This window comes from Ewingella sp. CoE-038-23, assembly GCF_040419245.1.
Lineage (GTDB): Bacteria > Pseudomonadota > Gammaproteobacteria > Enterobacterales > Enterobacteriaceae > Ewingella > Ewingella allii.
The window spans coordinates 2,489,062-2,510,152 of sequence record NZ_JAZHOH010000001.1; the positions used below are offsets into that span (position 1 = coordinate 2,489,062).

Sequence of the window (21,091 nt, forward strand, 5' to 3'; positions counted from 1 at the left end):
GTTATATTATAACATTACAATTGACGCATAATTTCAAGGTCTTTATTTCACGCCCTTGCATCAAATTGCGTGAAGTCTCGACAGATCAACCGGAGTTTTGCGCAATGGATTGGGGAGGCTGGCAGAGTACGGTACACTTAAGGCATTGCTACTTAACATTGAAGCCCTTATGCGTCGTCTAACATTGTGGATGCTATTACTGGGTGGGTTCGCGAATGCGGCTGTTTCAGCCACACCGCCCGAACAGCCCCCCGTCACCAGCCCGCGCCCCGTGGTGCAAAACGCCGATATCCGCCAGAGCGGTTTCGTCTATTGCGTGAACGGCATGGTGAATACCTTTAACCCGCAGAAAGCCAGCAGCGGCCTGATCATTGATACCCTTGCGGCGCAGCTGTATGACCGGCTGTTAGACGTTGACCCTTATACCTACCGGCTGATCCCCGAGTTGGCACAGAGCTGGGAAGTGCTAGATGACGGCGCAACCTATCGCTTCCACCTGCGCAAAGACGTGCCTTTCCAGACCACGGCGTGGTTCACCCCGACGCGTAAAATGAACGCGGATGACGTGGTGTTCAGCACTCAGCGCATTATCGATCCGCAGAATCACTATCACAGTGTCAACGGCGACGATTACCCCTACTTCGACAGTCTGCAATTCGCCCACGCGGTGAAAAGCGTCAAAAAGCTGGATGACTACACGGTGGAGTTCCGTCTGAACAAACCGGACGCCTCTTTCCTGTGGCATTTAGCCACCCACTACGCGCCGATTTTGTCCGCCGAATACGCCGATGATTTGCAGAAAAAAGGCAATGAGGAGCAGATTGACCGCCAGCCAGTCGGCACCGGTCCCTTCCAGCTAGGGGAATACCGCACCGGACAATATGTGCGTCTGGCGCGCAATGGCCAATACTGGAAAGGCGTGCCGCGCATGGCGCAGGTGGTGATTGATATGGGCGTCGGCGGCACCGGGCGCCTGTCCAAATTGCTCACCGGCGAGTGCGACGTGCTGGCCTATCCGGCGGCCAGCCAGCTCTCTATTTTGCGCGATGACCCGCGCCTGCGGCTGACCCTTCGTCCCGGCATGAACGTAGCTTATCTGGCCTTCAATACCAATAAAGCGCCGCTCAACGATCCGCGCATTCGTCAGGCCATCGCGCTATCGATTAACAACCAGCGTTTGATGCAGTCGATTTACTACGGCACGGCGGAGACGGCGGCGTCCATTTTGCCCCGCGCCTCTTGGGCTTATGACAGCAATGCCACGGTGACGGAGTACAATCCCGACAAAGCCCGGAAAATCCTTAAAGATCTTGGTCAGGACAAACTCACTCTGCGCCTGTGGGTGCCGACCGTCTCCCAGTCCTACAACCCTAGCCCGCTGAAAACCGCCGAGCTGATTCAGGCGGATTTAGCGCAGGTGGGGATCAAAGTGATTATCGTGCCGGTCGAGGGGCGTTTTCAGGAAGCGCGCCTGATGGAGATGAACCACGACCTGACGCTGGCGGGCTGGGCGACGGACAGTAATGACCCGGACAGCTTCTTCCGCCCGATGCTCAGCTGCGCGGCAATTCGTTCGCAGACCAACTATGCTCATTGGTGTGATCCCGACTTCGATCAGCTGTTGCGCCAAGGGCTGCTGTCTCAACAGCTTTCCCAGCGCATCGAGTATTATCAGCAAGCTCAGCACATCCTTGAAGAGCAGCTGCCGGTGCTGCCGCTGGCCTCTTCTCTGCGCCTTCAGGCCTACCGCTACGACATAAAAGGGCTGGTGCTGAGTCCCTTTGGTAACTCCTCATTTGCTGGGGTATTCCGCGATATCGAAACCAAGGAAGCGCCATGATTATCTTCATTTTACGGCGTTTACTGCTGCTGATTATCACCCTGTTCCTGCTGAGCATGGTGGCCTTTAGCCTGAGCTATTTTACGCCGAATGCCCCGCTGCGCGGCGCATCGCTATGGGATGCCTACCACTTCTATTTCACTGGCCTGTTCCAGTTTGACTTCGGGGTGTCGAGCATCAACGGTGAGAACATCAGCACCCAGCTCAAGGCGGTATTCCCGGCGACCATGGAGCTGTGCGTTCTGGCCTTCACGCTGGCTTTACTCGTGGGCATTCCACTGGGGATCACGGCGGGCGTGATGCGCGGGAAATGGCCGGACGTGGCGATCAGCACCCTGGCCCTGCTCGGCTTCTCCATTCCGGTGTTCTGGCTAGCCCTGCTGCTGATGCTGTTCTTCTCGCTCCAACTCGGCTGGCTGCCCGTATCCGGGCGGCTGGATTTGCTCTATCAATTGAAGACGGTGACCGGCCTGACGCTGGTTGACGCCTGGCTTTCCGACTCGCCTTATCGCCATGAGATGATAGTCAGCGCCATTCGCCATATGATCCTGCCTATCGCCGCGCTGGCGGTGGCGCCGACCACCGAAGTGATTCGCCTGATGCGTATCAGTACCGACGACGTGCTGACCCAAAACTATGTCAAAGCCGCCGCCACTCGCGGGCTGTCGCGCTTCACCATTATTCGCCGCCACGTGCTGCACAACGCCCTGCCGCCGATTATCCCTAAACTCGGTTTGCAGTTCTCCAGCATGCTGACGCTGGCGATGATCACCGAAATGGTCTTTAACTGGCCGGGAGTTGGCCGCTGGATGATTAACGCCATTCGCCAGCAGGATTACGCCGCCATTTCCGCCGGGGTGATGATTGTCGGTAGCCTGGTGATTGTGGTCAACGTCCTGTCTGACATCCTTGGCGCATTAACCAACCCATTGAAACATAAGGAATGGTATGCCCTTCGATAATGTATACCGTGAAAAACAGATGCCAAGCCCGTTCCGCCAAATGTGGGGGATCTTCTATCGCGACACTTTGTCGATGATTGGCTTCTATGGCGTGTTAGGTTTGCTGTTCCTATGTGTTTTTGGCCACCTGCTGGCGCCTTATGCTCTGGACCAACAGTTCTTAGGCTCACAGCTGTTGCCGCCATCCTGGTCGCGAAACGGCAATGTGGCCTTCTTCCTCGGCACTGACGATCTGGGCCGCGATTTGCTGAGCCGTATTCTGACCGGCGCAGCGCCGACCTTTGGTGGCGCGGTGCTGGTGACCCTGGCGGCGGCATTCTTTGGCGTCATTATCGGCGTGCTGGCTGGCATCACCCGCGGGCTGAAATCGGCAATTCTCAACCATATTCTCGACACCTTGCTGTCTATCCCGTCGCTGCTGCTGGCGATTATCGTGGTGGCCTTTATCGGCCCGAAACTTGAACACGCCATGCTTGCGGTTTGGCTGGCGCTGTTGCCACGCATTGCCCGGACTATCTATAGCGCGGTGCACGACGAGTTGGAAAAAGAGTATGTCATCGCGGTGCGTCTGGACGGCGCTTCAACCTGGCAAATCCTGCGCTACGCGGTGCTGCCGAACATCGTGGCGGTGCTCGTCACCGAGTTTACCCGCGCCCTGTCCATGGCCGTGCTGGACATCGCCGCGCTGGGCTTCCTTGATTTAGGCGCGCAGCTGCCGTCGCCGGAATGGGGAGCCATGCTCGGGGATTCGCTGGAGTTGGTCTATGTCGCCCCATGGTCGGTGATGCTGCCCGGCGCGGCGATTTTGATCAGCGTGTTGCTGATAAACCTGCTAGGTGACGGTATGCGTCGGGCAATTAATGCGGGAGTGGAATAATGCCGTTACTCGATATCCGCAATCTGACCATTGAATTTATGACCTCCGACGGCCCGGTGAAGGCCGTTGATCGGGTCAGCATGACGCTCAGCGCGGGTGAGATTCGCGGGCTGGTGGGTGAGTCTGGTTCAGGCAAAAGTTTGATTGCTAAAGCCATCTGTGGTGTCACCAAAGATAACTGGCGCGTCACCGCCGACCGTATGCGTTTTGACGACATTGACCTGTTGCACCTGTCGCCGCGCGAACGCCGCCGCCTGATTGGCCAAAACATTTCGATGATTTTCCAAGAGCCGCAGTCCTGTCTCGACCCGTCCGAAAGCATCGGCAAACAGCTGATGCAGGCGATCCCCGGCTGGACCTACAAAGGCCGCTGGTATCAGCGTTTCGGTTGGCGCAAGCGCCGAGCCATTGAGCTGCTGCACCGCGTGGGCATTAAAGATCACAAAGACATCATGGCCAGCTTCCCCTATGAGCTGACCGAGGGCGAGTGTCAGAAAGTGATGATTGCCATCGCGCTGGCCAACCAGCCACGGCTGCTGATCGCCGATGAACCCACCAATGCCATGGAGCCAACCACCCAGGCGCAGATTTTCCGCCTGCTTTCGCGGCTCAATCAGAACAATAACACCACCATTTTGCTTATCAGCCATGACCTGCAAATGATGAGCAAATGGGCCAACCGGGTTAACGTGCTCTACTGCGGGCAGACGGTGGAGAGTGCCGTTTGCGAAGACCTACTGGTGGCGCCGCATCACCCTTACACCCAAGCCTTAATCCGTGCCATGCCGGACTTTGGCCGCTCGCTGCCGCACAAAAGCCGCCTGAACACCCTGCCCGGCGCCATTCCCTCGCTGGAGCATCTGCCAGTGGGTTGCCGTCTGGGGCCGCGTTGCCCTTATGCACAAAAGAAATGTATTGAGACACCGCGTCTGCGAGTGGTTAAAACTCACGCCTTCGCCTGCCACTTCCCGCTCAACATGGAGGAGCAATGATGGTTGAGACCCTGCTTGAAGTACGCAACCTGAGCAAAACCTTTCGCTACCGCACCGGCCTGTTCCGTAAGATGGACCTTGATGCCGTGAAGCCGGTGAGTTTCACCCTGCGCGAGCGGCAGACGCTGGCGATCATTGGCGAAAACGGCTCGGGCAAGTCAACGCTGGCGAAAATGCTCTCGGGAATGATTGAACCGACGGGCGGCGAGATCCTGATTGACGATCAGCCGCTGAACTACGGCGATTACCGTTTCCGCAGCCAGCAGATCCGCATGATTTTTCAGGACCCGAGCACCTCGCTCAACCCGCGCCAGCGCATCGGCCAACTGCTGGAAGCCCCGCTGCGCCTCAACGGCGAGCTGGACGGCCCGCAGCGCGAGCAGCGCATCAATCAGACTCTGCGCTTAGTCGGCATGCTGCCGGACCACGCCTACTACTATCCGCACATGCTGGCCTCCGGTCAGAAACAGCGTGTGGCGCTGGCCCGCGCGCTTATCTTGCAGCCAAAGGTGATTATCGCCGATGAGGCGCTGGCCTCGCTGGACATGTCCATGCGTTCGCAAATCATCAACATGATGCTTGAGTTGCAGGAGAAGCAGGGTATCTCCTACATCTACGTGACCCAGCATCTGGGCATGATGAAGCACATCAGCGATCAGGTGATTGTGATGCACGGCGGTGAAGTGGTGGAGCGCGGCAACACCGCCGAAGTGCTGGCCGCCCCGCTGCACGACCTGACCAAAAGGCTGATTTCCAGCCACTTCGGTGAAGCATTAAGTGCTGACGCATGGCGACGGGATGGTGGAAAAAGCTAGATTAAATTTCATTGCCAGTGAAATTAAGTCAAAATTTGGATTAAAAAAGAACCGGCGGTAGATTTTTACTGGCCGGTTTTTTTATTCTCTGCCAGCAGAGAACCCCGCCTTATGGCTTTCTGTCGCGATTCCTTAGCTTTCTATTCTTTTTAGCTATTATTTATCGCTTAACATTATTTTATATGGCAACGCGTATCAGCAAGGATAGGGTCTGAAATTTTGCCTCATGCAAAGGACCCGATCATGGAACAACAGCGCCGAGCCGTTCATAACGGCTGGTATCACGAAACACAATCCAGTCAGCATGGTCATTTGCCGCATGACCCGCACGCTGCTCTTGTGCAAGATCGTTTTCTTCTTGGGCTAGATGCCCAACTCGACCCATCACTGCGTCGCCTTTTTGCCGAACATTCTGGCCTGCTGGAAGCTTCTCGCGCTGCTTATGACGCGCTTTTTCCGGAAAAAGTCGTTTTATCGCGCACTGAAACGCTGTCACTTTATGACCGTTTAAGCAGTGCGCTCACCGTCGCTCAGGTCACGGGGGTACAGCCACTTTGTAGCCATTACGCTGCCCGCCTCGCCCCGCTATCCAGCCCTGATGCCTCCCGTGAAAGTAATATCCGCCAAACCCACATTACCCAGTTCGCTCGCCTCTTGGCGACGCATCCGACGCTTATCACCCCGCCGATGCTGGCCCAGCTCACCGAGGTTGGCCTGAGCACCAAGGACATCGTCACCTTTACCCAATTGATTGGCTTTGTCAGTTATCAGGCGCGGGTATTAGCTGTGCTGGGCGCCCTGCGCGGGCGCGTGGCCGCCGTGCTTCCCGGGTTCCCGGCACCGGAGAGTGGCGCGCAAAACGGCTTCTCTTTGACTTTGCGCCAATGGCAATCTCGCCTGCCAGAAGTGGATTTAGAAAAAGCTAACAAGTATCAGTTGGACGTGCTGGACCTGATCGCCCCTGACGCGCGCTCGTCGTCCTTCTACCGGCTTTTAGTGCAGGATGCCCCCTGTCTTAGTGAGTTTTCGGCCGTGTTCAATCACGTTATGCACGCGCGGGAGCAACATAAGGCCACGTGGCGCGAACTGGCGGCGGTCACCACTTCGCGCCTGAATGGCTGTTTATATTGCGCCAGCATCCATGGTCGTTTCTATCTTGAAGCGGGGGGTGAGAAAGGGCTTATTGAGTCGCTATTTGGCGCGGACAGCGATGTCGCCAAGGCCGGGCTTTTAGCTCTAAAAGCGCCGTCGGACGCCGCGCCGGAGCAAGTCTTGTTGCATACCACGGCGGCGTTAACGCGCACGCCAGAACGCTTTAATGTCGAAGCTCTACAGGCCCTGTCCGATGCTGGCTACAGTGCGGCGCACTCTCTGGATATTCTGCTGACCAGCGCCCTTTTCGCCTGGTCAAACCGACTGATTCAGACGCTGGGTGACACCACAGAGCAGCTTTAAGACTCCGTTTCATCCCCTCGCTATTTTTAAAGCTACCGGCAGAGTTTTAACCTGCAGGTAGCTTTTTTGTTACAGCCTTTTCCCTTCATAACCGCTATAAGTCGTATTAATCTTATTTCCTAGCGAAAATTTAGTGTTAAAAAGTGAAGTAGATCACATTACAATCGCCGCCGCCTTTGTAAAGCCCCACCCCACACAACCCCACAATTACAATAAACTGGCTATAAAACCCTATGCGGCGTTTATGCTTGGTTTATTCATTAAAAATCAAACACATTCACCATAAGAATTAATAAACCCCATACATTAGGTGGTGAAATTCTTAGTTTGTTATTTGAACGATATAATCATTTGAATCATGACAAAAACATAATTTTTAATTCTGCATAACATTTCGAACACAGTTTCATCAGCACGGGTCGGTTATATGTAACAGAACATGTCAAACTCCTTGCCTCGTTTACGAAGATAGGGAACATTACCCGCCGTCATCCCATCTTATAACAATGCAAAGGGTGCTTATTTCGCGCCACTTATGTGTCTCCTGTCGTTCAGGGCAGGGAGTGATAAACCGAGGTTCTAGTGTCAACAGCAAACAAAAACACATCCAAAGAAGAAAGCGTCAGTTTGAACGCTTTTAAACAGCCTAAGGCGTTCTACCTGATCTTCTCTATCGAGTTGTGGGAGCGTTTTGGTTACTACGGCCTGCAAGGGATCATGGCCGTCTATCTGGTCAAAATGCTTGGCCTAAGCGAAGCGGACTCCATTACCCTCTTCTCTTCCTTCAGTGCGCTGGTCTACGGTTTCGTGGCTATCGGTGGCTGGTTAGGAGATAAAGTTCTCGGCTCGAAACGTGTGATTGTTCTCGGTGCTATCGTGCTGGCGCTAGGCTACTCATTCGTTGCCTACTCTGGGCACGACATCTTCTGGGTCTATCTGGGTATGGCGACTATCGCCGTTGGTAGCGGTCTGTTTAAAGCAAACCCATCCTCATTGCTTTCAACCTGCTACGAAAAAGATGACCCGCGTCTTGATGGCGCATTCACCATGTATTACATGTCGGTGAACATCGGCTCCTTCTTCTCTATGCTGGCGACCCCTTGGTTGGCAGCGACTTACGGCTGGAGCGTGGCCTTCTCCCTGAGTGTGGTCGGTATGTTGATCACCCTGCTGAACTTCATGTTCTGCCGCAAATGGGTTAAGCGTCAGGGTTCTAAACCTGACTTCCAACCGCTGCAATTCAAAAAATTGTTGATGGTGCTGGTTGGGGTGGCAGCGCTGGTGTTTATCTCTAGCTGGTTGCTGCATAACCAAATGATTGCCCGTCTGGTGCTGGCAGTGGTGTCCGTGGGTATCATTATTGTCTTTGCCAAAGAGACTTTTGGTATGCAGGGCATTGCGCGCCGCAAAATGATTGTGGCCTTCATTCTGATGTTAGAAGCCATTGTGTTCTTCGTGCTCTATAGCCAGATGCCGACCTCTCTGAACTTCTTCGCTATTCACAACGTAAATCATGACCTGCTGGGCATTAACTTCCAGCCGGAGCAGTTCCAGGCGCTGAACCCGTTCTGGATCATGGTAGCCAGCCCGATTCTGGCAGCGATTTACACCAAAGTTGGCGACAAAATGCCAATGCCGCACAAGTTTGCGATTGGTATGGTGCTCTGTTCCTGTGCATTCTTGGTGCTGCCTTGGGGCGCAACCATGGCCAACGATCAGGGCATCGTCTCTGTTAACTGGCTGGTGATGAGCTACGCGCTGCAAAGTATTGGCGAATTGATGATTTCTGGTCTGGGTCTGGCAATGGTGGCACAGCTGGTTCCACAGCGCCTGATGGGCTTCATCATGGGTGCCTGGTTCCTGACCACGGCAGCGGCGGCGATCATTGCCGGTTATGTTGCAGGTCTGACTGCCGTTCCGGCGACTGACATCACAGACAGCCACGCTTCACTGGCGATTTACAGCCACGTGTTTATGCAAATCGGTATTGCGACCGGCGTGATTGCCCTGCTGATGCTGCTGACGGCTTCTAAACTGCATCGCATGACGCTGGATCGCGAAGATGATAACAAAGAGCACGAGTTAGAGGCTGCACGCTAAGCGACGTACTCTTTATGCAGATGGTTGACGAACGCCTCCCCAGGGAGGCGTTTTTTATTGTCTGCGCCTCAGCTCACATAGAAATCCGCCACCGCGCGGAACACCTGCCAGCGGTTTTTCTCCATCAGCATCATGTGCGTCGCCTCGCCGATTTCCACCCAGCGCCTTTCCGGCGACGAGGTAAAAGAGGTGAAGTAAGGCGTCATCAGCCGCAGCGGCACGTCGGCATCCCACTCGCCGTGAACCAGCAGCACTGGCCGGGTGATATCCTGCGGGCGATAAAAGGGTCGGTTCGCTCCCCAGTAGTCACGCACATCCTGAATCGTGCCGTTAACCGCGCGCAGCGTCGGCGGTTGGGTCTGCTGGCTTTGCGGATCTTCAGCCAGCGAGGCCGCTGCCCAGGCCTCAAACCAACCTTCTGGGATCAGGTCATGGCGATGCGCCTCGGGCGCGGCGTTGACCCAGCGCGGCCTGCTCTCGCCCACCGCCACTCGCCGATAGGCTCCCAGTTGCCCGCCTTCGTCCAGCCGCGAGCCCCCTTCGTTCACCCACTGTGGTGCCAGCACCACCAGCCGATTCACCTTGTCATTATTCTGGCTGGTGTAGACCGCCGCCACGCTGCCGCCCCACGACATGCCAAACACCTGTACTCGCTCCAAGCCCAGCTTTCTGCGCACCCAGTCCACCGCGCTGGCTAAGTCGCGCACGCCGGTTTCAGTCCCAAACAGCGGCGGGTTGTCGAGAGGCGGCGCGTCCATTTCCGCCGGGCGGGTAGAATGGCCGTAGCCGCGCACGTCGACGGCGTAGACATTCAGACCGCGCAGCGCCAGCGCATCCATAAAGGAGACGCCGTCCAGCCTGACGTCATACAAACTGCCGGAGGAGTAAGTCGCGCCGTGTACCATTACTAGGGTGTTGTCGGCGGTAAAGGCGTTTGGCGACGGCAGATATTTGTGGCGCAGGTGCAGGCTAATCCCCGGCGTGTCGCTATCAATCATCAGGGATTCGCTGTGGATCTCATCCACCCACGCCTGACTGTCTTGTTGTGATTTCATCTTGTTGTTCTCAGTGATTAGGCTTGAAGAAAAGTCCATTGGAAATCATTCCCCCGCTGGGTGATGCGCCCCACCGAGCTGTCGGCGAAGTGGGTTGAAAACCACGTCACCTGATTTTCAGCCGCGTGGCGCAGCGCCCACAGGCGCGAGGCCCGCGCTGGCCCATCGAAACCGCAGTACATTGAATTCAGCTCCGGGTAGTAAACCTGTAGCGGATGGTGCAGCAGGTCACCGGCGAAGAAGGCATCTTCCCCCTGTGACAGGATGCTGACCGACATATGGTCAATGCTGTGGCCAGGCGTGGGCGTATAGCGAATGCCCGCCAGCACTTCCCCGCCGCCCGGGGGCACCAGCTGGAACTGCCCGGCGTCGATAATCGGCTGCACGCTGTCGGCAAACACCTGCCGATTATCCACGACCGCCGGGCTATCACTTTCGGCATCGCCATAGAAATCAGCTTCGGTCTGCGAGAAGAAATAGGTGGCGTTGGGGAATGTCGGCTGCCACTTGCCGTCCACCAGACGGGTGTTCCAGCCCACGTGGTCAACGTGCAGGTGGGTCAACAGCACATAATCGACGGACTCCGGCGTCACCCCCGCGCGCTCCAGTTGGGCGAGAAAGTCAGTCTGTAAATGGTGAAAAATGGGTTTGTTCCCGCGCTCTTTATCATTGCCCGACGCCGTATCCACCAGCAGAGTAAAGTTTGGCGACTGCACCAGCCATGCGTGGGTGCTCTGGATAAGCTTTCCCGTGGTGAAATCGAAGTTTTGCGGGCTGAGCCATTCCCGGTGCTGTTCTAGCGCCTCGGGCTGCCAGTCACCGTTAAATAATACTTCAGGAGCCGAGCCGGTCAGGGTTAACTCATCAAGGCGGGTTATCTTTAAATCGCCGACGTGGAACACAGAGTTTGAACGTTTCATTGCATACCTTCACTTGTGGAGTCAGTAAAAGCATCGTATAAACAGTAGAACCATTACTCAAATCGATACCAAGCATGAAGACTATCGACCATTTCAATTTACGCAATTTTGACCTGAATCTGCTGATTGCTTTCGACGCGATGATGGAAGAACTCAACGTCACCCGCGCCGCCGCCCGACTGAAGATCCAACAGCCGGCCATGAGCCACGCCCTGAAAACCCTGCGCATGCTGTTTGATGACGAGCTGTTTGTCCGCGTCGGGCAAGTGATGAAGCCGACCTCGCGGGCGATAAGCCTCGCCAGCCGGGTGCGTTCGGTGCTGCAAAAGGCAGAAGATGCTCTGTCATTCAGCGAGCAATTCTCGCCACTCACCGAGCAGCGCACCTTCCGGCTAGGCTTCTCCAGCGAGCTGGAAGTGCACCTGCTGCCGGAGCTGATGGCGCATTTGCGCAAGGTGGCACCCGGCGTGCGGGTCATCGCCAGCTATGTCGGGCGGCAGACCCTGCACGGGCTGCTGGAGCGCGGGGAGATCGATTTGGCGCTGGGCTGCTTTGGCGAACAGGCCCAGTGGCATCGTAGTGAAGAGTTGTTCGCCGAACAGCTGGCCTGCTGCTTCAATCCAGAGCTGATGCCCTTCGGAACGCCTTTGTCGCAGCATGACTACCTCAGCCAGCCTCACGCGCTGATGTCTTTTTCGGGTAACCTGATGGGCTGCGTCGAGAATGCGTTTAACCGCGCGGGAGCCACGCTGAATGCGGTATTTTCGGCACAGAACTTTTTGGCGCTGCTCTCTTTTGCTCAGCATTCGCCAGTGTTGGTGACTCTGCCCAATCGCATCGCGCGCCGCTACTGCGCCATGTTCGGGCTGGTCTATTGTGAAGTGCCGCTTCAGCTTGAAGTCTTCCCAAATTCGATTGTCTGGCCGGTGAATGCCGAGAACGATCCGGCGCTAGAGTGGTTAAGAGAGCAAATAAGGGCCGTTAATCAACGAATTGAATCCGCTGACGTCATGTTACATTAATGCGATAATGAGACGTTTCTATCTGCGCTCGTCCCAGCAATAATTAGCCAAAGTCAGTTGCAATGTCATGTCGGATGCAGCGTTGCATCTTTTCTCCCAACGAATACCAGGAAGCCGTGATGGAAAAAAAGAATGTCCTGGATGAAGGGCGACAATTAAAACGACTTAATGCGGAAATTCGCCGCCAATCGCATATGCATAAATGGTTTGCCATGGTGGCGGCGTTAGATTGCGTGCTGGTTATTTTTTATGACCAAGATATGCGCAATATCGTTTTTTCCGCAGGCGTTTGTATTGTCTGCACCTATTTGTGGCTTAAAGGCCGCCGCCAGTCGCGCAAATATCGCCGCGAGTGGGACGAAAAGTATGGCCCGAAGCCATAGCACTTAAGTGGTTGTTATATCGCCATATATTATGCCGACCAGCGCACTTAAGTCGTGATTATTGATTGAAATAGTCAATTTCAAAACAAGCGTAATCTTCCTACAACAATGTAGGCAATAATCAGAATTCTTAACGATTTTTAGGTCACTCTTATTTTGCGTTGGTCTTATTAAACGCCACGATCTTTTCATTTTCCGTTCAGGGTTTTTAACTCATGTTTACTGATATTGCGATATGCCAGGCAGTTCTCGACGCGCTTACCGAAGCGACCGTCTTGAAAGATGATCAGCGCAAATTGGTCTTTCTTAATCAGAAAGCCTGTGAGTTATTTGGCCGGCGGCGTGAAGATCTTATTGGCCGCGACGTCTCCTTTTTCACCGAAGAAAATCAGTCGGCGCGCCAGCGAGAGAGAGATATTGAAGTGCTGACCAGCGGCATTAAAAACGTCAGCGAAGAGATGCTAATTGATGCCAATGGCAAAATTCGCAATGTATTGGTGCGCAAATCCCGCGTCACGCTGGAAAGCCGCCACTATATTTTGACCTCTATTATGGATATTTCATTGCAGCGCAGCTCAGAGGCGCAAATTCGCTATTTAGCGCGCCACGACGTGCTCACCGGCCTGCCAAACCGCACTGCCCTGAACGAAGATCTCAGCCAAATCGCCGCCCAGCGGATGTACCGCCCCGAGCCTTACGCCCTTTTTCTGCTCAATTTGAATGAATTTAATTACATCAATGACACCTACGGCTATCAGGCCGGGGACGCCATTTTGTGTGAGTTTGGCCAGCGCCTGCGCAATGAGCTTGGCAGCAGTGGCACGGTGTCGCGCATCGGCGGCGATGAGTTCGCTATTATTTTGCGCAATAGCCCGACCCATGAACAAGCCAATAATCTGGCGCTCGAGATTCTGGTGATGATGCGCCAACCCTTTAGTCTGACGCGCGCCAACCCGATGGTGACGCTCTCGCTGGGTATCGTCATGTTTGGTGCGGAAAATATTACCGCCGGTGAAATCATGCGCCGGGGCAATACTGCCCTGCTGGAAGCCAAGCAGCGCGGCAAAAATATGTTCTCGTTTTACTCCGAACTGCTGGATGCCAGCAGCGTGAGTAAGCGAATTATGGTCAAAGCGCTGGCGGAATCCCTCTCTCGCCAAGGGGATTTAACCTGCGTGTATCAGCCAATTTTGCGCAGTTCCGATGAGAAAGTGGTGTGCGTCGAAGCCTTGGCCCGCTGGAATCACGGCGTGCTGGGGGCCGTCTCTCCGGTGCAGTTTATTGCGCTGGCAGAGGAAACCGGGCTGGTTATCCAGCTGGGGGAAATCATTCTGCGCCAAGCCTGTCAGGATATTCTGAGCCTCAGCGAGCTGAATTTGGCGATTAACGTTTCCGCCGTACAGCTGGGCGAAAGCAATTTTGCCGACCGAATTTTGACCCTGCTGGAAGAAGAAGATTTCCCGGCCAGCCGCCTTGAACTGGAGCTGACTGAAACCTCGGTGATGAATGCTAACTGCACCAGCCTGACCCATCTGGTTGAACTGCGGAAAGCCGGGGTGAAAATCTCTCTCGACGACTTCGGCACTGGCTATTCCAGCCTCAGTTTGCTGAAAGACATTTCCGTGGATAGCGTGAAAATCGACCGTTCTTTTGTTCAGTACGTCACAGAAGTGAATGATACTGCGGCGATTGTTTCAGCCGTTTCCCAATTGGGAAATAAGATGAAATTAAACGTCATTGCCGAAGGCGTGGAAAATCAGCTACAGAAAACATTTTTAATATCAGCGGGATGCTCACATCTTCAGGGCTATTTGTTCTCTCGCCCGGTGCCCATCGAGGTACTGCGCAGTTTGCTGGATAGCTCACTAAATATGCAAAACGAATCCTGATATTAGCCTGACAAATAACTCAAAACCCGCGATAAATTCTTTCAATTGGCGTCGCCCCCCGATCTCCTGACATGATCGCGGGTAATAATCACGCCGTCGAAGGAAGTAAATCATGCCATCGTTTTCAGGTATTTGGGTTCCGCTAGTCACACCTTTCCATCAGGGAGATATTGATTTCCCCGCTCTGCGCAAGCTTTGTGTTCATTTGCTGAAACAGGGGGTGGATGGCGTTGTGGTTTGTGGCACGACCGGCGAATCCCCGATGCTGACCAAAGACGAGCAGCTGCAAGTCCTCGATACCGTGTTAGAAATCGTGCCGGGTCATCAGGTGATGATGGGCCTGTCAGGCACTCACCTGCCGACCGTCAGAGCGATGCAGGATGCCATTCAGCAGCGCCCTGTTGCCGGCGTCTTACTGCCAGCCCCTTACTACATTCGCCCGTCACAGGCCGCCCTCAGCGCCTGGTTTACCGAGCTGGCTAACCACTCCAGCGTGCCAATCGTGCTGTACAACGTGCCTTATCGCACCGGAATTCACCTCGAGCTGGCCACCCTGCGTGAACTGGCCGCCCACCCGCGCATTGTGGCAGTGAAGGACTGCGGCGGAAGCTGGGACCTCACCTTGTCGCTGATTGCCGACGGCCAGCTTGACGTGCTGTGTGGCGAAGACGCGCAGATCCTCGCGACCCTCAGCCACGGCGGCACAGGGGCGATTGCCGCCTCTTCCCATTTGTACACTGATGAATTCGTGCGTTTGGTGGAAGAGGTGAAATCCTCCGATCTGGCCGCCGCGCGTCAAACCTTCTTCACGCTGTTGCCGATGATTCGTTTAATGTTCAGCGCGCCTAACCCGGCGGCGATAAAATACGCGTTATCCCTCTCCGGCATGATGCACAACGAGCTTCGCGCCCCGCTGCTGCCCGCGCCGGAAAGCGTAGAACGCGCAGTCCGTGACCACTTAAATCAGCATTCTCGCTAACATCACGATTCTGTCACTGACATTTGTCAGCGGTAGATCTAGGATAGCGGCAGCTTTATTTTTCCCGCGGCGCTGAGCCTTTTTTCACCTCAGGCCGCGGGTCTGCATGCTACTCAAGGTAACCTCACGGAGTCACTATGAAACTTTATTACAAACCCGGCGCTTGTTCCCTTTCTCCGCATATCGTTCTGCGCGAAGCCGGCCTGGATTTCAGCATCGTCAAAGTTGATTTGGCGACCAAGAAAACTGAACACGGCGATGACTTTTTTGCCATCAACCCTAAAGGCCAGATCCCAACTCTCGAACTGAACGACGGCACCTTGCTGACCGAAGGCGTGGCTATCGTGCAGTATCTGGCCGACCAGAAGCCAGACCGCAACCTGCTGCCAGAGTTTGGCACTATTGCGCGCTACCACGCGCTGGAGTGGCTGAACTACATCGCTACCGAGTTGCATAAAGGCTTCAGCCCGCTGTTCAATCCGAAAACGCCAGACGAATTCAAAACCGTCACCCGCGAAGCGCTGATGAAGAAATTCGCCTACGTCAACCAAGAGCTGCAAGGCCAGCAATTCCTGCTGGGCGCGCGCTTTAGCGTGGCCGACGCTTACCTGTTCACCGTGATGGGCTGGGCCAAAGCGCTGAAGTTTGATTTGAGCGCCTTCACTGACTTGAACAGCTATCTGGATCGCGTTGCAGCACGTCCGGCAGTTGACGCCGCGCTGACCGCCGAAGGCCTGAAGTAATAGACTAAGCCTTAAGCGAAACGCAATAAAAAGCCCCGCCCAGTAAGCACTGGCGGGGCTTTTTTACAATTTAAACGCAGCGAGAAATTACAGCTTTACCGCCGCAAAATGGTGCTCTGGCGTGACCATCTTGTCTTGCGCTGCGACCACCTGAAGCTCATATTCGCCCATCGCATGGGTCGCTAACATCACCTCATAAACTGCGGCAGTGACGTGCTCCAAGGCTTTATCCAGAGCTTCGCCTTTCAGCAGGTTCACCAGCAGCAGGCCGCTGGTCAAATCACCGACGCCAACCGGCTGGCGCACGCCGAAATCCACCAGCGGGCGGTCGATGTGCCAGGCCTGATCGGCGGTCACCAGCAGCATTTCGAAACGATCGGTGTGATAACCCGCGCGGCTCAGATGCTTCACCAGCACGATTTTCGGCCCTTTAGCAATCAGCTCGCGCGCCGAGGAAACGGCCTCTTCGACGTTGTGCACCGCGTGACCACTGAGCAGCTCCAGCTCGAGCAGGTTTGGGGCAATAATGTCGCAGTTCAGCAAAGCCTGATTGCAGTGGAACTCCGCCACGCCCGGCGCCACGATGCAGCCTTTCTCCGGGTGACCCATCACCGGATCGCAGAAATACCACGCGTTGGGATTGGCTTCCTTCACCTGACGGACAATCTGTAAAATGCTCTGGCCCTGCTCCGGCGAACCGATGTAGCCGCTAAGCACCGCGTCGCAATCCTTCAGACGGTCGATATCGGCAATGCCCTGAGCAATTTCAGTGAGATGGCTGGCTGGCATCACGCAGCCGGTCCATTTGCCATACTGGGTATGGTTAGAGAATTGCACTGTATTGAGAGGCCAAACGTTTGCGCCCATGCGGCGCATTGGAAATTCTGCAGCACTGTTTCCGGCGTGTCCAAAAACGGTATGCGACTGGATAGAAAGGATATTTTTCATGTGAGGTCCCGATACTGACGTCATCGGCGGATGGCGCATATAAAGATGTTGAAACACGGCCTTTGGAATAGATAAAGGGGCCGTAAAGCCCCTTTTCTGACTGCTGCTCTCTTATTTCCAGATAAGCAGGCTGTAGTTCTTTTTACCACGGCGCATCAGGGCATAGCGGCCGAACAGGCGGTCACTGTCGCTGAAGCGGAACTCAGGATCGGTTTGCTTTTCGCCGTTCAGGGTGATGGCGTTGGAAGAGATCATAGTGCGAGCCTGGCCGCGAGAAGGCGCTAAGCCTGCAGCAACCAGCGCCTGTTGCAGATCGGCGTCAGCTTCCAGATTCACTACCGGCATGCCGTCTTGCTCCAACTGAGCCAGGTCAGCCTCGGTCATGTCGTTCAGCGCGCCGGAGAACAGGCTTTCGGTGATACGGCGAGCCGCCGCCAAACCTTCTTCACCATGAACCATGCCGGTGACTTGCTCCGCCAGCACGTACTGGGCGCGTGGCGCTTTGCCGCTGGCTTTGTCTTCCTCTTCCAGCGCATTGATCTCTTCAAGGCTCAGGAAGGTGAAGAATTTCAGGAAGCGATAAACGTCGGCGTCCGCGGTGTTGATCCAGAATTGGTAGAATTTGTACGGACTGGTTTTCTTCGGATCCAGCCACACTGCGCCACCTTCGGTTTTGCCGAACTTGGTGCCGTCAGACTTGGTGATCAATGGCACGGTCAGGCCGAATGCTTGTTGCTGGTGCAGACGACGGGTCAGGTCGATACCTGACGTGATGTTGCCCCACTGGTCGGAACCGCCGATTTGCAGCACCACTTTATGGCGGTTATACAACTCGGCAAAGTCATAACCCTGAAGCAGGTTGTAAGAGAACTCGGTGAAGGAGATGCCGCTGTCGTCACGGTTCAAACGCTGCTTAACCGCTTCTTTATTGATCATCTGGTTAACGGAGAAGTGTTTACCGATGTCACGCAGGAAGGTCAGCACGTTCATGCCGCCAAACCAGTCGTAGTTGTTAGCAGTGATCGCGCTATTTTCGCCACAGTTGAAATCCAGGAAAGGCGACACTTGCTGGCGGATTTTCTCCACCCACTCGTTGACCGTTTCGTTGGTATTGAGCTTGCGCTCAGTGGCTTTAAAGCTTGGGTCACCAATCAAACCGGTGGCACCGCCGACCAGCGCAACGGGCTTGTGGCCGTCTAACTGGAAGCGCTTCAGGCAAAGCAAAGGCACCAGATGACCCAAATGCAAGCTGTCTGCGGTAGGATCGAAACCGCAATAGAGTGCAATTGGCCCTTGCGCCAGTCGCTCTGCTAACGCTTGTTCGTCCGTCACCTGGGCAATGAGGCCCCGCTCTTGCAGTTGTTTAATCAAGTTGCTGCTTGCCATCAAAAACTCCATTAATTTTGTGCATCACGTCGATGCAACATCACGCCTGACATCATGCCGCGCATGTGCCCGTTCTCTCGCCTTTACAGGGGAATGGCATAGAATAAAGCGCCCGCGACGCGAGCGCTAGGATTTAGCATTTTTTTTCGTGGTTAAGGCGCGAGGCGGTCTACTTTCCAACCAGTTACCGGCTGGCCGGGGGCTGAAGCTGGTTCTCGCTGATAAATAAAGCGGTCATGCAGGCGATGCTCGCCCCCCTGCCAGAACTCCATGGAGTCAACGCTGACGCGGAAGCCGCCCCAGAAGCTCGGCAACGGCACTTCACCCTGACTGAACTTCTGCTTCAATTCGAGGAATTTGCTTTCCAGCACGCCACGGGCCGAAATGCGGGTCGACTGCTGCGACACCCAGGCGCCAATTTGGCTGTCCTTCGGGCGGCTGGCAAAATACTTCATCACTTCCAGCGTCGATAAACGCTCGGCGCGGCCAATCACCGCCACCTGACGGTCCAGCATATGCCAGGGGAACAGCAAGCTGATGTGGCTATTGTTGGCTAATTGCTGGGCCTTGCGACTGCCGAGGTTGGTGTAAAACACCAGCCCTTTTTCATCGTAATGCTTGAGCAACACGATGCGCTGATACGGCTGGCCGTTCTCGTCAACCGTCGCCACGACCATCGCCGTAGGGTCGGCGAGCTTGGCTTCACAAGCCTGCTTCAGCCAGTGTTCAAACAGCGGCAGAGGCTCGGCCGGTAAATCGCCACGACGCAGCCCGCCACGGGTGTATTCACGCCGCGAGGCTGACACATCAAATTCATTATTATCAGTCATATGAAGTTCTGTACGCGAGAAAGTGTAGTGGGGCTATTCTGCGCCTGACGCGTTGGGATCTCAATCACCCAACGCGTCAGTTAGGAGGGAATGCGGAGATTATTTTTGTACGCAGTCGTTAAGGATGATGTCATCGCCGCGCTGTACAAAGGCCTGCGGCCCTTTCGACCAGAAAGTGTAATGGCCGTCGCTATAGCGCGTGCCGGAGGCGGCGGCAACCTGTTTCAATTTAAGCTGATTGCCATCAAGCAGGAAATCGACCTGCTGCGCCGGTTTGTCCAGCGTGACGGTCAGCGGCGTGGTGCCGCACTGGTAGTGCAGTTGCTCGGTGGTGGCTTCCTGCTGATGGTGAAACTGGCTACAGCCAGCCAAGGTTAACGTCGCCAAAGCGAAAATCGCCTTTTTCATCCTGATGTTCCTCATGAGTCTCGATTTACTCCGTTTAGTACCACGCCTGACGGCGTAGCACATTGAGATTAAACCGATAACGTCATAAATCGCTCAGGCGAAGCCGCAGGCTTTAGCGCGGCCCCTTATTGGGCACGGGGTAAATCGCCCCCAGCACGGTTTCCTGCGATGCGCCGGTGACCGAGGGTAGATTGCCCGCCTTGCCCGACAGCGTGCGAAATGCCAGCCACGCGAAGGCCAGCGCTTCCATATCATCGCCGCTGATACCAAAGCTGTCGGTGGTGGAGACTTCGGTACCCGGCAGCATGGCTGACAGGCGCGCCATCACCAGCGGGTTGCGCGCTCCGCCGCCACAGACCATCAGGCGGTCGCAGCTTCCGGCCAGCTGCACCTGCTCGGCGATGCTCACGGCGGTCAGCTCGGCCAGCGTGGCCTGCACGTCTTCAGGAGCCAGCTCGTGAACCTTGCTGAGCTGCTTCTCCAGCCAGGCGATATTGAAGTACTCGCGCCCGGTGCTTTTCGGCGCCGGCTCGGCGAAATAAGGGTCCGACAGCATCTGCTGTAACAGCGTCAGGTTAACCCTGCCGCTGTTGGCCCACTCGGCGTTTTTATCATAAGGCTGGGCGCGATGACGCCAAATCCAGGCGTCGAGCAGCATATTGCCCGGCCCGGTGTCGTAGCCGCGAATTGGCTGGCCCGGCAGCAGTAAGGACAAGTTGGCGATGCCGCCAATATTCAAAATCATCCGGCGCTCGGTCGAGTGTGCTAACAGAGCCTGATGGAAAGCGGGCACCAAGGGCGCGCCCTGCCCGCCAAAGGCCATATCGCGGCGGCGGAAGTCGCCAATGGTGGTCACGCCGGTCATAGCGGCAATGCGATTGTTATCGCCCAGTTGCATGGAGAAGGTGGCGTCGCCCTTGGGCTGGTGCCAGACCGTCTGCCCGTGACAGCCAATCGCCGTCACCTCTTCGGCAGTGATCCCGGCCTTTTTCATCAAACCTAATACCGCCTCGCCAAATAACATGCCAAGTCGGGTATCCAGTTCGCCAACCTGCGCCAGCGTCACTTGCTGGCCCTGACACATACCCAAAATGGCGTTTTTCAATTCAAGAGGAATAGGATGAGAGTAGCTGGCCTGCTGCGCCACCATGCGCTCATCAATGGCGGCCAGAACCACGTCGACACCATCCAGACTGGTGCCGGACATCACGCCAATGTAGCGTCCTGATTTCATAGATAACATCCTCGAATCTCCCGTGAAAAGGCCAATAAAGGCGGCTCACTTAAATAAAAATATTACTGCGTCAACTTAACCAGAATTCATCTAGCAACGCTATGAGTTGAACAGGTTTTATTGCGCTATGTGATTGGTGTATTTGTTTTTTGTTAATCAGAGACTATTTTGGGAACCAACCGGAAATAAAAAGTGACTAACAGTGCAATTGACTCACCGACGGCCCGAATCCCAGACAAAGCTGTCTAAAACC

At 55.2% G+C, this 21,091-nt stretch carries 19 protein-coding genes; 12 read left to right on the plus strand and 7 right to left on the minus strand.

The window, feature by feature from the left end; translation table 11 throughout:
• Positions 1-169: 169 nt before the first annotated feature.
• The 7 genes from sapA to dtpA all read left to right on the plus strand — a co-directional run bounded on the left by sapA (position 170) and on the right by dtpA (position 9,041).
• Positions 170-1,840, plus strand: a complete 1,671-nt coding sequence (sapA, locus tag V2154_RS11660) for an ABC transporter substrate-binding protein SapA (protein WP_353502386.1) — start codon at positions 170-172, stop codon at positions 1,838-1,840.
• Positions 1,837-2,802 (plus strand): putrescine export ABC transporter permease SapB, encoded by a 966-nt coding sequence (gene sapB, locus V2154_RS11665; RefSeq protein ID WP_353502387.1) that lies wholly within the window; start codon positions 1,837-1,839, stop codon positions 2,800-2,802. The genes sapA and sapB overlap by 4 nt, the downstream gene beginning before the upstream one ends.
• Entirely contained in the window at positions 2,789-3,679 is an 891-nt protein-coding gene (gene sapC, locus V2154_RS11670; RefSeq protein WP_353502388.1) for a putrescine export ABC transporter permease SapC, read from the plus strand. Before sapB ends, sapC begins: the two co-directional genes overlap by 14 nt.
• Complete coding sequence (gene sapD / locus V2154_RS11675; RefSeq protein WP_353502389.1) at positions 3,679-4,671, plus strand: putrescine export ABC transporter ATP-binding protein SapD; 993 nt, start codon at positions 3,679-3,681, stop codon at positions 4,669-4,671. The genes sapC and sapD overlap by 1 nt, the downstream gene beginning before the upstream one ends.
• Positions 4,671-5,486 (plus strand): putrescine export ABC transporter ATP-binding protein SapF, encoded by an 816-nt coding sequence (gene sapF, locus V2154_RS11680; protein ID WP_034791080.1) that lies wholly within the window; start codon positions 4,671-4,673, stop codon positions 5,484-5,486. Before sapD ends, sapF begins: the two co-directional genes overlap by 1 nt.
• Positions 5,487-5,729: 243 nt before the next feature.
• Entirely contained in the window at positions 5,730-6,941 is a 1,212-nt protein-coding gene (locus V2154_RS11685) for a CMD domain-containing protein (RefSeq protein ID WP_353502390.1), read from the plus strand.
• A gap of 582 nt (positions 6,942-7,523) precedes the next feature.
• Positions 7,524-9,041: a dipeptide/tripeptide permease DtpA gene (dtpA, locus tag V2154_RS11690; RefSeq protein ID WP_353502391.1), complete on the plus strand. Its 1,518-nt coding sequence runs from the start codon at positions 7,524-7,526 to the stop codon at positions 9,039-9,041.
• Positions 9,042-9,109: 68 nt separating this feature from the next.
• On the opposite strand, the gene V2154_RS11695 is transcribed toward dtpA, so the two are convergent.
• Together V2154_RS11695 and V2154_RS11700 are read right to left on the minus strand one after the other, a co-directional pair.
• Positions 9,110-10,096, minus strand: coding sequence for an alpha/beta hydrolase (locus V2154_RS11695; RefSeq protein ID WP_353502392.1), 987 nt, complete (start codon positions 10,094-10,096; stop codon positions 9,110-9,112).
• A 17-nt stretch (positions 10,097-10,113) separates the two neighbouring features.
• Complete coding sequence (locus tag V2154_RS11700; protein WP_353502393.1) at positions 10,114-11,016, minus strand: MBL fold metallo-hydrolase; 903 nt, start codon at positions 11,014-11,016, stop codon at positions 10,114-10,116.
• A 74-nt stretch (positions 11,017-11,090) separates the two neighbouring features.
• On the opposite strand from V2154_RS11700, the gene V2154_RS11705 reads away from it, so the two are divergent.
• The 5 genes from V2154_RS11705 (at position 11,091) to gstA (ending at position 16,032) form a co-directional block, all read left to right on the plus strand.
• Entirely contained in the window at positions 11,091-12,038 is a 948-nt protein-coding gene (locus tag V2154_RS11705) for a LysR substrate-binding domain-containing protein (protein ID WP_353502394.1), read from the plus strand.
• Positions 12,039-12,157: 119 nt separating this feature from the next.
• Entirely contained in the window at positions 12,158-12,421 is a 264-nt protein-coding gene (locus V2154_RS11710) for a hypothetical protein (RefSeq protein ID WP_353502395.1), read from the plus strand.
• A 215-nt stretch (positions 12,422-12,636) separates the two neighbouring features.
• On the plus strand, positions 12,637-14,310 hold the full coding sequence (locus V2154_RS11715; protein ID WP_353502396.1) for a sensor domain-containing protein: 1,674 nt from the start codon (positions 12,637-12,639) through the stop codon (positions 14,308-14,310).
• A gap of 112 nt (positions 14,311-14,422) precedes the next feature.
• Complete coding sequence (dapA, locus tag V2154_RS11720) at positions 14,423-15,289, plus strand: 4-hydroxy-tetrahydrodipicolinate synthase (RefSeq protein WP_353502397.1); 867 nt, start codon at positions 14,423-14,425, stop codon at positions 15,287-15,289.
• A 137-nt stretch (positions 15,290-15,426) separates the two neighbouring features.
• Positions 15,427-16,032, plus strand: a complete 606-nt coding sequence (gstA, locus tag V2154_RS11725) for a glutathione transferase GstA (RefSeq protein ID WP_353502398.1) — start codon at positions 15,427-15,429, stop codon at positions 16,030-16,032.
• Between the two features lie 87 nt (positions 16,033-16,119).
• On the opposite strand, the gene pdxY is transcribed toward gstA, so the two are convergent.
• The 5 genes from pdxY to anmK all read right to left on the minus strand — a co-directional run bounded on the left by pdxY (position 16,120) and on the right by anmK (position 20,838).
• Positions 16,120-16,980: a pyridoxal kinase PdxY gene (gene pdxY, locus V2154_RS11730; RefSeq protein ID WP_353502399.1), complete on the minus strand. Its 861-nt coding sequence runs from the start codon at positions 16,978-16,980 to the stop codon at positions 16,120-16,122.
• A 111-nt stretch (positions 16,981-17,091) separates the two neighbouring features.
• On the minus strand, positions 17,092-18,366 hold the full coding sequence (gene tyrS, locus V2154_RS11735; RefSeq protein WP_353502400.1) for a tyrosine--tRNA ligase: 1,275 nt from the start codon (positions 18,364-18,366) through the stop codon (positions 17,092-17,094).
• A gap of 152 nt (positions 18,367-18,518) precedes the next feature.
• A complete protein-coding gene (pdxH, locus tag V2154_RS11740) occupies positions 18,519-19,196 on the minus strand; it encodes a pyridoxamine 5'-phosphate oxidase (protein ID WP_353502401.1) in 678 nt (225 codons plus the stop codon).
• Between the two features lie 99 nt (positions 19,197-19,295).
• A complete protein-coding gene (locus tag V2154_RS11745) occupies positions 19,296-19,604 on the minus strand; it encodes an MliC family protein (RefSeq protein WP_353502402.1) in 309 nt (102 codons plus the stop codon).
• A gap of 112 nt (positions 19,605-19,716) precedes the next feature.
• Complete coding sequence (anmK, locus tag V2154_RS11750; RefSeq protein ID WP_353502403.1) at positions 19,717-20,838, minus strand: anhydro-N-acetylmuramic acid kinase; 1,122 nt, start codon at positions 20,836-20,838, stop codon at positions 19,717-19,719.
• Between the last annotated feature and the right edge of the window lie 253 nt (positions 20,839-21,091).

What these genes read in the sequence shown, in the direction of transcription:
- sapA (WP_353502386.1), top strand. Translation starts at nt 170, where the DNA reads ATGCGTCGTCTAACATTGTGGATGCTATTACTGGGTGGGTTCGCGAAT.
- sapB (WP_353502387.1), top strand. Translation starts at nt 1,837, where the DNA reads ATGATTATCTTCATTTTACGGCGTTTACTGCTGCTGATTATCACCCTG.
- sapC (WP_353502388.1), top strand. Translation starts at nt 2,789, where the DNA reads ATGCCCTTCGATAATGTATACCGTGAAAAACAGATGCCAAGCCCGTTC.
- sapD (WP_353502389.1), top strand. Translation starts at nt 3,679, where the DNA reads ATGCCGTTACTCGATATCCGCAATCTGACCATTGAATTTATGACCTCC.
- sapF (WP_034791080.1), top strand. Translation starts at nt 4,671, where the DNA reads ATGGTTGAGACCCTGCTTGAAGTACGCAACCTGAGCAAAACCTTTCGC.
- V2154_RS11685 (WP_353502390.1), top strand. Translation starts at nt 5,730, where the DNA reads ATGGAACAACAGCGCCGAGCCGTTCATAACGGCTGGTATCACGAAACA.
- V2154_RS11695 (WP_353502392.1), bottom strand. Translation starts at nt 10,096, where the DNA reads ATGAAATCACAACAAGACAGTCAGGCGTGGGTGGATGAGATCCACAGC.
- V2154_RS11700 (WP_353502393.1), bottom strand. Translation starts at nt 11,016, where the DNA reads ATGAAACGTTCAAACTCTGTGTTCCACGTCGGCGATTTAAAGATAACC.
- V2154_RS11705 (WP_353502394.1), top strand. Translation starts at nt 11,091, where the DNA reads ATGAAGACTATCGACCATTTCAATTTACGCAATTTTGACCTGAATCTG.
- V2154_RS11710 (WP_353502395.1), top strand. Translation starts at nt 12,158, where the DNA reads ATGGAAAAAAAGAATGTCCTGGATGAAGGGCGACAATTAAAACGACTT.
- V2154_RS11715 (WP_353502396.1), top strand. Translation starts at nt 12,637, where the DNA reads ATGTTTACTGATATTGCGATATGCCAGGCAGTTCTCGACGCGCTTACC.
- dapA (WP_353502397.1), top strand. Translation starts at nt 14,423, where the DNA reads ATGCCATCGTTTTCAGGTATTTGGGTTCCGCTAGTCACACCTTTCCAT.
- gstA (WP_353502398.1), top strand. Translation starts at nt 15,427, where the DNA reads ATGAAACTTTATTACAAACCCGGCGCTTGTTCCCTTTCTCCGCATATC.
- pdxY (WP_353502399.1), bottom strand. Translation starts at nt 16,980, where the DNA reads ATGAAAAATATCCTTTCTATCCAGTCGCATACCGTTTTTGGACACGCC.
- tyrS (WP_353502400.1), bottom strand. Translation starts at nt 18,366, where the DNA reads ATGGCAAGCAGCAACTTGATTAAACAACTGCAAGAGCGGGGCCTCATT.
- pdxH (WP_353502401.1), bottom strand. Translation starts at nt 19,196, where the DNA reads ATGACTGATAATAATGAATTTGATGTGTCAGCCTCGCGGCGTGAATAC.
- V2154_RS11745 (WP_353502402.1), bottom strand. Translation starts at nt 19,604, where the DNA reads ATGAAAAAGGCGATTTTCGCTTTGGCGACGTTAACCTTGGCTGGCTGT.
- anmK (WP_353502403.1), bottom strand. Translation starts at nt 20,838, where the DNA reads ATGAAATCAGGACGCTACATTGGCGTGATGTCCGGCACCAGTCTGGAT.